Annotated in this window: 11 protein-coding genes; 5 read left to right on the top strand and 6 right to left on the bottom strand. The window is 28.5% G+C overall.

Annotated features, from left to right (window positions below):
• Positions 1 to 169: 169 nt before the first annotated feature.
• On the top strand, positions 170 to 2,113 hold the full coding sequence (locus Q0K19_RS14155) for a fructose-1,6-bisphosphatase (RefSeq protein WP_297249079.1): 1,944 nt from the start codon (positions 170 to 172) through the stop codon (positions 2,111 to 2,113).
• A gap of 527 nt (positions 2,114 to 2,640) precedes the next feature.
• On the opposite strand, the gene Q0K19_RS14150 is transcribed toward Q0K19_RS14155, so the two are convergent.
• Positions 2,641 to 3,219 (bottom strand): chromate transporter, encoded by a 579-nt coding sequence (locus Q0K19_RS14150; RefSeq protein WP_297249077.1) that lies wholly within the window; start codon positions 3,217 to 3,219, stop codon positions 2,641 to 2,643.
• Between the two features lie 14 nt (positions 3,220 to 3,233).
• Complete coding sequence (locus Q0K19_RS14145; protein WP_297249075.1) at positions 3,234 to 3,842, bottom strand: chromate transporter; 609 nt, start codon at positions 3,840 to 3,842, stop codon at positions 3,234 to 3,236.
• Between the two features lie 248 nt (positions 3,843 to 4,090).
• On the opposite strand from Q0K19_RS14145, the gene Q0K19_RS14140 reads away from it, so the two are divergent.
• Both Q0K19_RS14140 and Q0K19_RS14135 read left to right on the top strand, forming a co-directional pair.
• Entirely contained in the window at positions 4,091 to 4,333 is a 243-nt protein-coding gene (locus Q0K19_RS14140; RefSeq protein WP_297249073.1) for a (2Fe-2S)-binding protein, read from the top strand.
• A gap of 14 nt (positions 4,334 to 4,347) precedes the next feature.
• Positions 4,348 to 4,809, top strand: coding sequence for a YbaK/EbsC family protein (locus tag Q0K19_RS14135; protein WP_014489235.1), 462 nt, complete (start codon positions 4,348 to 4,350; stop codon positions 4,807 to 4,809).
• Between the two features lie 135 nt (positions 4,810 to 4,944).
• On the opposite strand, the gene Q0K19_RS14130 is transcribed toward Q0K19_RS14135, so the two are convergent.
• The 3 genes from Q0K19_RS14130 to Q0K19_RS14120 form a co-directional block, all read right to left on the bottom strand.
• The gene (locus tag Q0K19_RS14130) at positions 4,945 to 6,114 is read right to left on the bottom strand and encodes a peptidase M30, hyicolysin (RefSeq protein WP_297249070.1); all 1,170 of its coding nucleotides are present in this window, start codon (positions 6,112 to 6,114) and stop codon (positions 4,945 to 4,947) included.
• A gap of 140 nt (positions 6,115 to 6,254) precedes the next feature.
• Positions 6,255 to 6,650 (bottom strand): DUF4234 domain-containing protein, encoded by a 396-nt coding sequence (locus Q0K19_RS14125; protein WP_297249068.1) that lies wholly within the window; start codon positions 6,648 to 6,650, stop codon positions 6,255 to 6,257.
• A 144-nt stretch (positions 6,651 to 6,794) separates the two neighbouring features.
• Positions 6,795 to 8,156, bottom strand: a complete 1,362-nt coding sequence (locus tag Q0K19_RS14120) for an aspartate kinase (RefSeq protein WP_297249066.1) — start codon at positions 8,154 to 8,156, stop codon at positions 6,795 to 6,797.
• 593 nt (positions 8,157 to 8,749) lie between these two features.
• Between Q0K19_RS14120 and Q0K19_RS14115 the strand changes: the two genes are divergently transcribed.
• On the top strand, positions 8,750 to 9,490 hold the full coding sequence (locus Q0K19_RS14115; RefSeq protein ID WP_297249063.1) for a serine/threonine protein phosphatase: 741 nt from the start codon (positions 8,750 to 8,752) through the stop codon (positions 9,488 to 9,490).
• Between the two features lie 139 nt (positions 9,491 to 9,629).
• Positions 9,630 to 10,124, top strand: coding sequence for a DUF4234 domain-containing protein (locus Q0K19_RS14110; RefSeq protein ID WP_297249061.1), 495 nt, complete (start codon positions 9,630 to 9,632; stop codon positions 10,122 to 10,124).
• 299 nt (positions 10,125 to 10,423) lie between these two features.
• On the opposite strand, the gene ade is transcribed toward Q0K19_RS14110, so the two are convergent.
• Positions 10,424 to 12,154, bottom strand: coding sequence for an adenine deaminase (ade, locus tag Q0K19_RS14105; protein WP_297249059.1), 1,731 nt, complete (start codon positions 12,152 to 12,154; stop codon positions 10,424 to 10,426).
• Positions 12,155 to 12,382: the final 228 nt, after the last annotated feature.

Genomic DNA, 12,382 nt, shown 5'->3' with positions numbered 1-12,382 from the left:
TTATTATACACCTGTGTTATACTTCAAGAAATTAAGGAATACTTAATGCAATATGTCTGGCTCCTGTGCATTTTTTAATATAATCATTTTTACTATGATATATAGATTTGCAAATATTTTTGTATATAATAGTTAACTATACACTTTATATTATATTTGGAGTTATTTTATGAGAGACGAAGATTATCTAGAATTATTATCTAAAAAATACCCTACTATAGATGCTGCTTCTGTAGAAATCATAAATTTAAAAGCCATATCTCAATTACCTAAAGGCACTGAATATTTCCTTAGCGATATACATGGTGAATCTGACGGCTTTGAATATTTGCTTGGTACTTCTTCAGGAGTTATAAGAGAAAAAATTGAACTTCTATTTAAAAACACATTACCTGAACATGACAGAGTTGAACTCCAAATATTAATAGTAGATACTAAAAATTTAATAAACAAAAAAGCAAATGAAAGTGATTTCGGTGATTGGTGCAAAATTACTATATACAGACTTATAAGAGTATGCAAACTTGTAACAAGCAAATACACAAGATCAAAAATAAGAAAAAAAATGCCTGCTAATTTTGCATATATATTAGATGAACTTCTTCAAACTGATTCTGAAGAAAATAAAGAAAATTACTACTTCTCTATTATAGAATCTATTATTGAAATTTCTGCAGCAGATAAATTCATCATTGCATTATGTCAGCTTATTCGTCAATGCAGTGTTGACAGGCTTCATATAGTAGGTGATATATACGACAGAGGACCTCACCCTGATAAAGTTATGGACAGTATAATGACTTTTAATGAGGTTGATATTGCTTGGGGTAATCATGATATACATTGGCTTGGGGCTGCTAAGGGAAGTTTAATATGCGTTGCTAATGCTGTGCGTTTGGCTGTTAGATACAATAATTTCGATTTATTAGAATACAGTTATGGTATTAATTTAAGATCATTGTCTTCATTTGCTAATGATATTTATAAAGATGATCCTTGCGAGGTATTCAAACCAAATACTTTAGACAAAAATATTTATGATGAAGTTGATAAAGATTTAGCCGCTAAAATGCATAAGGCTATATCTATAATACAATTTAAATTGGAATGTCAGCTTATAAAAAGACATCCTAATTATGGAATGGACGACAGAATTCTTCTTGACAAAATAAATTATGACAAAGGAACTATAACATTAGACGGAAAAACTTATGAACTTAAGGATAAAAATTTCCCTACTATAGATAAAAACAATCCTTTTGAATTAAGCAAAGGTGAAAATACATTAATACAAACTTTGGCATTCTCTTTTATGAATAGCCCTACACTACAAAGACATATGAATTACATGTATGCTAAAGGCGGAATATACAAAATATTTAATGGAAATCTTCTTTATCATGGATGCATACCTACAAAAGAGGAAGGCGGATTTGATGATGTTTATATAGATGGAAAATATTTATCAGGAAGAAAGTATTTAAAACAGGTAGAAGATAAAGTAAGAAAAGCATTCTACTGTGAAGTGGGAAGCGAAGAACAGCTTAATGCTCTTGATTATTGTTGGTATTTATGGTGCGGTCCTAAATCTCCTTTATTCGGTAAAAATAAAATGACTACTTTTGAAAGGTACTTCATAGAAGATAAGGAAACTCATAAAGAAAAATACAATCCTTACTATTATCATATAGACAATAAAGAATACTGTCAGAATATATTAAGAGAATTTGAACTTGATATAAACAGATCGCATATAATAAATGGTCATGTACCTGTGAAGACTCATAAAGGAGAAAGCCCTATTAAAGGAGGAGGACTTCTTTTAGTGATAGACGGAGGACTTTCAAAGGCTTATCATAAAAGCACTGGTATAGGCGGCTACACTTTGATATCAAATTCAAATATGATGGTTATTGCAGAGCATAGACCTTTTACTGAAGTTGTGGAATCCGGATTTAAATTGAGTCCTAAATCTATAATAGTAGAAAGATTCATTAAAAGGGTTACTGTAGGAGAAACAGATATAGGAAAGCAGTTATCAAAAAGAATTAATGATTTATTAGAGCTTTTATCTGCATACAGAAGCGGTATCGTTAAAGAAAAAGTTGATTAACTTTATCCTCTTTATCATATTTCAAACGCACGGTGAGTGAAGCTTTATTCATTAGCTAATTTATAATTCAAAATAATCAGCATAATTTTGAATTAGCTATAGTGGCGGTGTATGCATTATAAATTTAAATAAAACTTGGGCGGGCAGCTATAAATTCTAATTATATTATAAAAAAATTAAAAATTATAATGGCAAATTAAAACTATAAATCTAAAGGGCGGGCAAATGTAATTAAGTTTTAAAACTTTATTTACATACCCCACCCTTTATTCTTCTTTGTACATATTTGGAATTCTAACTTTATTCATTTTTATAGTTAAACAAGAAAAAGCATTCCCACCCTAGTTTTTATTAAGTTTAAAATCTATTTACCGCACGGTTAACTAATTTTATAATATAATCAAAATCGAATCGCAAATAAATTTATATTTTTAGTTTTGCTATGCGTGCGGATTAATGCATTTAAAATAAAAATATTTTAATAATTTTTTGAATATACTAAATATATAAAAAGCTAACAAAATATATTAATACAAAATTATACCCAAAACAGCAGATATCAATATTATAGCAAGTATAGGAACTTTTTTTATTTTTAGAAAAATAGATAAGGCAAATATAAATATCCCTATAGGACTTATATATTTAAAAATTTTTTGAATAAAATCTATATTTCTTAAAATAGAAGTTTCTGTAAGCTCTACAAAAAAAGCATCTTTAGTAAAAGTTACAACCGCAGAGGCTATCAAAGCAACGGCACATACTCTCAAAGCATTCATTATATTATTAAACTGTTCATTGTTTTTAACGGCATAGAAAAATTTCGATACTATCATAGTGATAATGAAAGCAGGAATAAATATACCGAATGTTGCAACTGCTGATCCTAAAACTCCGGCTACTTTATACCCTACAAATGTTGCCGCATTAATAGCAATAGGACCGGGTGTTATTTGCGAAATTGCCACAAGATTAGAAAACTCGGAAGAAGTAACCCAATTATATTCTTTTAATATACCAAGAAGGAGAGCGATTATAGCATATCCTCCGCCATAAGTAAAAAGTCCTAGTTTAGCAAATACATAAAAAAGTCTAGCATATATCATAATTCAAATCCAAATCAAGATTGTTTTTTTATAATGTATTTATTAATAAGATAATAAATCCAGCCAATCAATGCTGCCAGAAGCAAAGCATATATAACATTGAAATGTAGAAATACCACTAATACAAAACTCAATATAAATAGGAAAGCAGTAAATTTATCTTTTATAACCTGTTTACCCATACCGAAAGCTGATAAAAGTATAAGCCCAGCAATGGCACCTCTTATACCCAAAAAAGCTTTATGTACATATTCAGTATTCTGAAATCTCTCGAATATAGGAGCTATCATAAGTATTATTATAAATGAAGGAGCCATAACCCCAATACCCGCCATTATACCTCCAAATAATCCAGCTACTTTAAATCCTGTAAGAAGCGAAGAGTTTACAGCAATAACGCCAGGTATACTTTGAGCCAAAGCAAATATGTCTATAATCTCATCTTTGGTTATGAATTTTCTTTTATTGACAAATTCATCTTCCATTATAGGAAGCATAGCAAGCCCGCCGCCTATGGTAACAAGCCCTATATAAAAGAAAGAAAAAAACATTGTATACCAAGATGGTCTAATAGAATTTGAAGAATTATCAGAATTTGTATTTTTTTCAGTATTACTGTCCATATATAATCCCATATTTTTTATATAATAAATTATATTATATTTTGTTATTGTCAATAGAAAAATACAGTATTATGTAATTTTTTACATTGAAACATATTAATTTAACCAATAAAGAATATTGAAAAACTTTAAAAAATGTATATAATTTTCCTATATTAAAAAACTATGACTATTGGCATCATTTTGTTTTTACATATTTTTATTTTATTTATTTTATATTATATATAAATAAAATTGGAGGAATACAGATGGAATATGATGTAGAGTATTTAAAAAATCAAACTTCAATTAATTACGATAAAACTCTATGCTACTGTAAAAATGTTTCATATAGAGATGCATATAAAGCCATAGCTGATAATAAATTCACAACATTAGAAGAGGTAGTGGCAAAAACTCAAGCCTCTACAGGCTGTGGCGGATGTAAGGATCGCATTTTGAGTTTATTAGAATATGCCAAAAAGAACAATTATGAACCTCTTAATGTTTAATTCGGATATATTATATGAATGAAAAAGTGCTTAATGCTTTAAAAGAACTCGGTATAGAATATAAAGAATTTGAAGAGGCAGGAGTTACAAAAACCGTTGATGATGCCGCTAAAACACTTAATATAGAAAGAGGACAAGTCGCTAAATCAATACTTGTAAAGCCTTCAAAGAAAAATTTCGCTATGATTATAGCTTCCGGAGATAAAAAAATATCTTCCAAAAAAATGCGTACATATTTCGATTGTAAAACCAGCTTTGCAAATGCAGAAGATACTTTCAAATTAACAGGCTTTACATTCGGAGGAGTATGCCCTTTTGGTATAGATAAAGATATTGATGTTTTAGTTGATAAAAGTATGAAGAGATTTGATGCACTTTATATAGCCTGCGGAAGCGACAGCTCTTTAGCAAAAATGACTTATGATGAAATACTAGAAAAGATATCTAATGTAGAAGTAGATCTCACAGAAGACTAAAAATATTTATAATGAAAATAAATATGATAAGCAAAAGCCAATGCATACCTAAGCCATAGATATGCATTAGCTTTTTCCCATATACTCATTTTTTTAGGAGTTATAGAATAGCTAAAGTGCTGAAGATTTTTTCTATTAATAAAATGATGAATTAACTATTAAATATCTGTCTTTTCCTTTAGTATTTACATCAGGATTATAAACAATATAAATATCATCGCCAAGCTCTACATATCTTAAAAGAGTATCATCTGACATAAAATCACCCTTAACATAAATAGCAGAACCAGGAGCCATAGGACAATTATATTGAGTAGTTATGATCTTTGGCTTTGTTTCTATATAGCCCTTATAACCATAAAGTCCGCTTTTATCATTTTTATAATTAGCTTCAAGCCAAGTAGCATAAAGTTCGCTCCAATCCTGAAACTGTTTTATATTTTTGTTGGCAGCATATAGTATAGCTTTATAAGTGCCTCTATATTCTTCTGGGGCATTCGCTATATCTTTATAAATTTCAAAACCATTTTTAGAATGAAGTCCTAGCCAATACATAAATAATGAAACAGTTGCATATTTATGAACAGTATATCCCTGATTCCAATTAATAAAATAATCTCCTTTAGTTATTAAATACATTGAATCGGTATTGTAATAATTAAGTCTGTTTGAAGGAACTTTTCCTCTATATGATATTACTGCCGCTTCAGATAATGCCTCATCAACCCATACATCAAATGCATTGCTGCTTTTATTTTTCAATTGACTGTAATGTATAACATGATGAAGTTCATGAGCTATAGTATTTACAACAGACTCAGGATTTTCCCAGCCATTTATATAATCCAAAAATATTATATTCTGAGTATCATTTTTTATTTCATCAAGTCCATCTAATATGGAATAACCTTGCATATAAGGCTTGTCGCCTGTATGACCTCCATTAATATCCATTATTAAAAGAGTTAATTTACCTTTTAATTTTCCATATAGATATTCTTCCATCTCATATATTTTAGATGTTTCTAATATAATATTTTCTAATTCTCTTTCATTGATTTCTAAACCGTTTTCTAAATACACATCTATTTTTGATGTTGAATATATATTCTTTGCTTTGAATGTTTCTTTTGAATAATTATTTTTTATATATCTTACGGCATTGAATGATTTTTCTGTATTATTGCCTTTGTATATATTATAACTTACAGGAGTTTTTAATACTTCGTTTAAAGTGCTGTATTCTCTGGCATTTAAAATAAATATATTGAATAGAAATATAATCAGTATAAAATATTTTCTCATTATTACAGCTCCTTACAAATTATAATATTTATAATTAGTATCGGAAAAATAATGAAAAATAGTTCATAAAAACTATCTAAAAAAATAAAGGCCTGCTGTAAAAAGCAAGCCTTTAATGATATATTAAATTAATTTTCTAATTAATTATTTTCTATATTAGCTGTAGTGTTTTCAGAATCATCTATGCTATTCCATATAGCATTTAATTTATCCTGCATTATAGCACCTGCTACAACATAAACTAATAATCCTAATATTACTAGTAATACTGTACTGTCTTCGCTATTATCCATACCTACTTTTGCAGTCATTTCTAAATAAACTATTTTACCATATTTATAGTACCAGTATAAACTGTATATGTTACAAGTTACTAAAACAAGTATAAGTTCTAAAGCGGGATTGATATCCTCTCTTCCCATAAAATTCTTGATCTCATCTGTAGTTTTATAAATCCAATAAAGATAATAAATACCGCATGTAACTATACTTAAAAGTACTAGCATAGGAACGCTTCTAACTGTGCCTTTTGTCATTTTTAACCTCCATCATATATTTTTTTGACGCAATGCATTATACACTATTTATAAAAAATAGACAATATATTATGAAAATTATTTTACAAAATATTATAGAAGTTTAAATTTATTTTAAATAAACTTAAACTTCTTAATATATAATTATAAATTTTGCTCTTCAAAGAAAGTTTTATATATACTCTTGATGGCTTTATTCAAATCATCATCTTTTACGCCTATCATAATACTCACTTCACTTATACCTTGGTTAAGCATTTCTATGTTGATATTGCATTTCTCCATAGCATGCATAGCTCTTGCAGAAACACCTACACATTGCTGCATTCCCTCACCTACAAGCATTATCAAAGCAAGACCATGCTCAAAGTAAATATTATCAACATGAAGCTCATCTCTTACCCTTTCATATATACGCTTTTCTTTTTCAGGAGTAATAGCAGAATTTCTAACTATTACAGAAATGTTATCTATTCCTGAAGGAGCATGCTGATAAGGTATATTTTCATTTTCTATTATCTCTAGAAGTTTTCTTCCGAATCCTACTTCTCTGTTCATCAAATATTTACTTACATAAAGACAAGAGAAATCATCTTCTCCGGAAACACCAACTACAGGATTAACATTTTTATTTCTGCTTGCAACTATTCTAGTACCTTTAGCAGAAGGATTATTGGTATTAAGTATATGAACTGGTATATTAGCTTCATAAACCGGCTGTAAGGCTTCAGCATGAAGAACATTGAATCCGCCGTAACTTAATTCTCTCATTTCTCTATATGTAAACTCATCTATAAGTTTTGGATTATCTACTATATTAGGAGCTGCCGCAAATACTCCGTCTACATCAGTAAAGTTTTCATAAACTTCAGCATTAACTGCTTTCGCTAAAATAGCACCTGTAATATCGCTTCCGCCTCTAGGGAAAGTTACTACATCGCCTTTTTCAGTATATCCGAAAAATCCCGGAAATATTACCAAAGCAGATTCATCTTTTAATTTAGACAAATTAGAATAAGATTTTTCTAATACAGTGGCATTACCGAATTCTTCAGAAAGTAAAAGTCCTGCATCTTTAGGATTAACATATTTAGCTTTAACTCCTATAGAATTAATATATGCAGCTATTACCTTAGCACTTAAATCCTCTCCTAATGCCTTAACTCCGTCTATAAATTTTGTAGGAAGTGATTTATCTTCAGCTATTCTTTTTAAGATATCGTTTTGAATCTCTTTCAAAAGTTCATGCGAAAGAGAAAGTTCATCTATTATATTTTTAAATCTTTCTATAATGATTTTTAATTCTAATTTTCCGTCTTTACCGGCAATGATAGTTTCAGCAAGAGTGATAAGCAAATCGGTTACTTTGGTGTCTTCTTTGAGTCTTTTTCCAGGAGCAGATACTACTACTATTCTTCTATCTTTGTCTGATAGTACTATGTCTACTACTTTTTTTATTTGACTTGCATTTGCTACAGAAGAGCCACCAAATTTTGCTACTTTCATCTTACTTAAATCCTCCGTAAATTTAGTAAAATTTATTAAATAAATTACTATACATAATAACATAAAATAATTTTTATTTCAATTATTTTATATATGTTTTTTATTTTTAATAAAACCTTAATTTTCGATAAATAATAAAATATATTAAGTAAAATATTATTTGTACTCATTACTAATAATCATGTAAAATTTTTTATTCTAATAATAGCTTGAAATTATAATTAAGCCATAAATATAAACAAATTTAAAATTCAAAATAAGGCTATAAATTTTAAAGGGCGTGGTATGTAATAAAAGTTTTAAAATTTAATTACATTTGCCCACCCTCTATCTTTATAGTTTAAACCTGAAATTTTTATCTTTTATTTTTTATTACCAAATTAGAATTTTTTAACACCCACCCAAACTTTATTTAAATTTATAATCTATTCACCGCATGAAGAATTATATTTATGATTACATGATTATTAAAAAATATAATTTGCAATTTTCTATAAGGTCTAATTACCATGCGAGAATTAAATAATGCTTGATTAAATTTCATAATATTTTATTATTAACTATAAATAATAAAATAATAAAGGATTAAAAATATGAATATATTTGCTTTTACAAATAAAGGCACAGATACAAAAATAAACACAGACACTATTCTTTTTAACAGCGAATCTGTATCAGGAAATCCGCTTCTTATTAATGAACAAAATAATTATAGTCATTTTATAGATAATTTGGAAGGAACAGCAGTTTCAATGATTGCTGACGGACTCGGAGATACTTTTGCTTCAAAACTTGCTATAGATGTTTATAATGAAAATTTTCTTGATTTGCTTGAACTTGTAGGCGAGCAGGAAATAATGAATTGGATAATGCATAACTTTATCAAACTTGAAGTTGTTGCAGCAAGAGATTCTGCTGATGATAAAGAAAAAGCTATGGCAGGAGCTTCTATTGCCGGCGTTTTATATCATAAGTTTGCCGGAATATTTGTATTTAATGCAGGCGACAGTAAAGTTTATGCAGTTAATAGGAGTAAAGTATTTCAAATAAGCAGAGATCATATTAAAGGCAATGCATTAGAAAATTGTGCATGTGCAGGAGGCGGACATTATATCACTATTGAGGGAGCCAGAAGAAATCAGAATTATAATTATTTTATAGCTTCTAATTCTATGATTGAATTATTATTAAATAAGTATGGAAATATAGAAGAAGCTATTAATGATATAATGGGTTCATCAAATACTGAAGAGGCAATTAACAAATTAAAAAGTATAGCAGAAAATTCTAAAGACAATGTAAGTGCTTTGGGATTATTAAATCTTTTTGAGTAAAGACTGTTAGAGTTTATAAATAATATGAAGTCCTAATATTCACTATAATATTAGGACTTTGCCGCAGGCACGCAGATAAAGATAACAATTTTTATATAATAAATAATAAGTTTATGACTGAAATAATAAAGGGGCAATAATGAAAAAAGGAACAATAAGACCAATACCAATAATGCTTCTATTAAATATAGTAACTTGCGGAATATACTATATTTATTGGATTTATCAAACATCAGTTGAAATAAAGATGTGCAGTGAAAGAGAAGATTTAAATCCTACCATTGAAATACTGCTTGGCATAATAACATGCGGACTTTATTTCAAATACTGGTATTATAAATATGGAAAAATTGTTTATAAGGAACTTCCGCTTAAAGCAGGAATAAATAATGCTGAAGATAAAACAATGGTTTTAGTAGTAATAGATATAATTATTGCTTTGATGTTTTGGGGCGGTATTATATTTAGAACATTATTGTTTGTTTTAATTTATGAAACAGGTGCTTACTCTTCAGATGAAGAATTAGTTTACAGCTTTTTATATATTATTCCATCAGGATTAATATATGCTGTTAATATATCTTCACTTATTATGCAGGATAAACTTAATAATATTTGGAAGCATATTCAGTAATTATTGCAGTATATTTTATTAGATATTAAAAAATAAATTGATAGAGGGTGAGCATATAAAATTTAATTACATTTGCCCGCCCTCTATTTTTTATAGCTTTAATTTGAGATTTTGTTTTATATTTCTTTATTGTTTAATTAGAATTTGTCAGCACCCGCCCAAGTTTTTTAATTTTAGAATTCACATAACGCACGTTAAACGAAATTTAAAATATGAGTTAATTAATAATACAAATTTTATTATATTAAAAAATCTGCTCACCGTGCGGTGAATAAAATTATTATTTAAATATCAATCACTTATGCACTTACATCTATAAAATTAAACTCTTTCACATCGAAAAGCCCATTTGTTGTAAGTTTAATTTCCGGTATAACAGGCAAAGCCATAAATGATAAAGTCATGAAAGGATCTATTTCTCTGTTAACATTAAGCTCATTGTAGGCAAGTTCATGCATAGAATAGATTTTCTTTACTATATCATAAGGAGAATCATCAGACATAATACCCGCTATTTTTAATTGTAATGTATCAAGAACTTTTCCGTTTTTTACAACAGTTATTCCGCCTGAACATTTTTCTATTTCTTTTATGGCAAGTATTATATCTTCATCATTATCGCCTACAGCTATTATATTATGAGAGTCATGAGAAACACTTGTAGCAATAGCACCGTTTTTTAATTTGTAATTTTCTATTAATCCTAAACCTATTTTACCTGTAGCCTTATGCCTTTCTACTACAACCAATTTTAATATATCAACACTCTTTCTGTATTTAAAATATCCGTTCTCAAAACCTACTATCCTTACACTTTTCTCTGTAACTAAATCTTTATTAACTATTCTTATAACATTAGCTTCATCGGATTTTAATTTTATCTGTATATCATCAACTGTAATAGGTGCAATATTTATTGTGCTGAATATATTATCATTATAATTATCTTTTTCTACTTTAAATAAAGCTTTTCCATTTTCTGCAGCTAATTTTCCGTCTATAAAAACTTTATTAGCTTTGAAATCTTTTAAATCATTAAATAAAACAATATCAGCCTTGTATCCTGAAGCAACTAAACCAATATTTTTAAGTCTGTAGCATTCGGCAGCATTAATAGTAGCCATAGCAATAGCATTAAATACATCAAGTCCATGCTCAACTGCTATTTTTAAATTATGAGATATATGCCCATTTTCAATAATATGATCCAAATGCTTATCATCAGTACACATTGCACATCTTCTTGCATTGCTTTGATTAACTCCCTGTAATAGTGAAGCTAAATTCTGTGCTGCAGAACCTTGCCTTAAAAGTACATACATTCCATTAGATATTCTAGACTTCAAATCTTTAGCAGATACGCATTCATGATCAGTATAAACTCCAGCAGCTCTATAAGCATTTACTGTTTTTCCTCCAAGCATAACACCATGCCCGTCTATAATCTTATCAGCATTGATTGCAGCAAGTAATTTTTTAAGTACATCTTTATCACAAGATAATACACCCGGAGCATTCATCATCTCAGCAAGCCCGAATATATCTTCATCATTTATAAACTCTTCTATCATTTTAGAATCAAGTACAGCTCCAGAATCTTCAAAACCAACAGCAGGCACGCATGAAGAAAGCATAAACTTACATTTTAATGGGCTTTTTTTGGCGGACTCTATCATAAATTTAATTCCGTCAATACCGCATACATTAGCAATCTCATGAGGGTCTGTTACAATTAAAGTAGTGCCGAAAGGAATAACAACTTCAGCAAAATTAACCGGAGTACATAAAGATGATTCTATATGTACATGCGAATCTATAAGTCCGCTTGTAGCATAAGAACCTTTAGCGTCAATAATTTCTTTTCCATTATAAGAACCAACACCAACAATATAATCATCAACAATGGCAATATCTGCATCCGTAATAGTTGCTGATATAGGGTCTACTACTTTGCAATTTCTTATCACCAAATCAGCTAACACCTTTCCGCTTGATACTTCTATCATCTTTGATAATTTTTCTATAGTCATTAATTGTCCTTATAATTAGTATATATTTTAAATATAGTAAATTATAAGTAGATTTTCAAATGTAATTATAAAATATTAAATTGATAAAACTTGATTATTTTTATATATAATATATAATGTTTGTAAATCATGGAGATTTTATGAAAGCAACAAGCAACAAGCAACAAGCAACAAGCAACAAGCAACAAGCAACAAGCAACAAGCAACAAGCAACAAGCAACAAGCAAC

Origin of the sequence: uncultured Brachyspira sp., assembly GCF_944393015.1 — a bacterium.
Lineage (GTDB): Bacteria > Spirochaetota > Brachyspiria > Brachyspirales > Brachyspiraceae > Brachyspira.
Note: the sequence above shows the minus strand (reverse complement) of the source record. Positions and strands in the feature narration are given on the sequence as shown.

What these genes read in the sequence shown, in the direction of transcription:
- Q0K19_RS14155 (WP_297249079.1), top strand. Translation starts at nt 170, where the DNA reads ATGAGAGACGAAGATTATCTAGAATTATTATCTAAAAAATACCCTACT.
- Q0K19_RS14150 (WP_297249077.1), bottom strand. Translation starts at nt 3,219, where the DNA reads ATGATATATGCTAGACTTTTTTATGTATTTGCTAAACTAGGACTTTTT.
- Q0K19_RS14145 (WP_297249075.1), bottom strand. Translation starts at nt 3,842, where the DNA reads ATGGACAGTAATACTGAAAAAAATACAAATTCTGATAATTCTTCAAAT.
- Q0K19_RS14140 (WP_297249073.1), top strand. Translation starts at nt 4,091, where the DNA reads ATGGAATATGATGTAGAGTATTTAAAAAATCAAACTTCAATTAATTAC.
- Q0K19_RS14135 (WP_014489235.1), top strand. Translation starts at nt 4,348, where the DNA reads ATGAATGAAAAAGTGCTTAATGCTTTAAAAGAACTCGGTATAGAATAT.
- Q0K19_RS14130 (WP_297249070.1), bottom strand. Translation starts at nt 6,114, where the DNA reads ATGAGAAAATATTTTATACTGATTATATTTCTATTCAATATATTTATT.
- Q0K19_RS14125 (WP_297249068.1), bottom strand. Translation starts at nt 6,650, where the DNA reads ATGACAAAAGGCACAGTTAGAAGCGTTCCTATGCTAGTACTTTTAAGT.
- Q0K19_RS14120 (WP_297249066.1), bottom strand. Translation starts at nt 8,156, where the DNA reads ATGAAAGTAGCAAAATTTGGTGGCTCTTCTGTAGCAAATGCAAGTCAA.
- Q0K19_RS14115 (WP_297249063.1), top strand. Translation starts at nt 8,750, where the DNA reads ATGAATATATTTGCTTTTACAAATAAAGGCACAGATACAAAAATAAAC.
- Q0K19_RS14110 (WP_297249061.1), top strand. Translation starts at nt 9,630, where the DNA reads ATGAAAAAAGGAACAATAAGACCAATACCAATAATGCTTCTATTAAAT.
- ade (WP_297249059.1), bottom strand. Translation starts at nt 12,154, where the DNA reads ATGACTATAGAAAAATTATCAAAGATGATAGAAGTATCAAGCGGAAAG.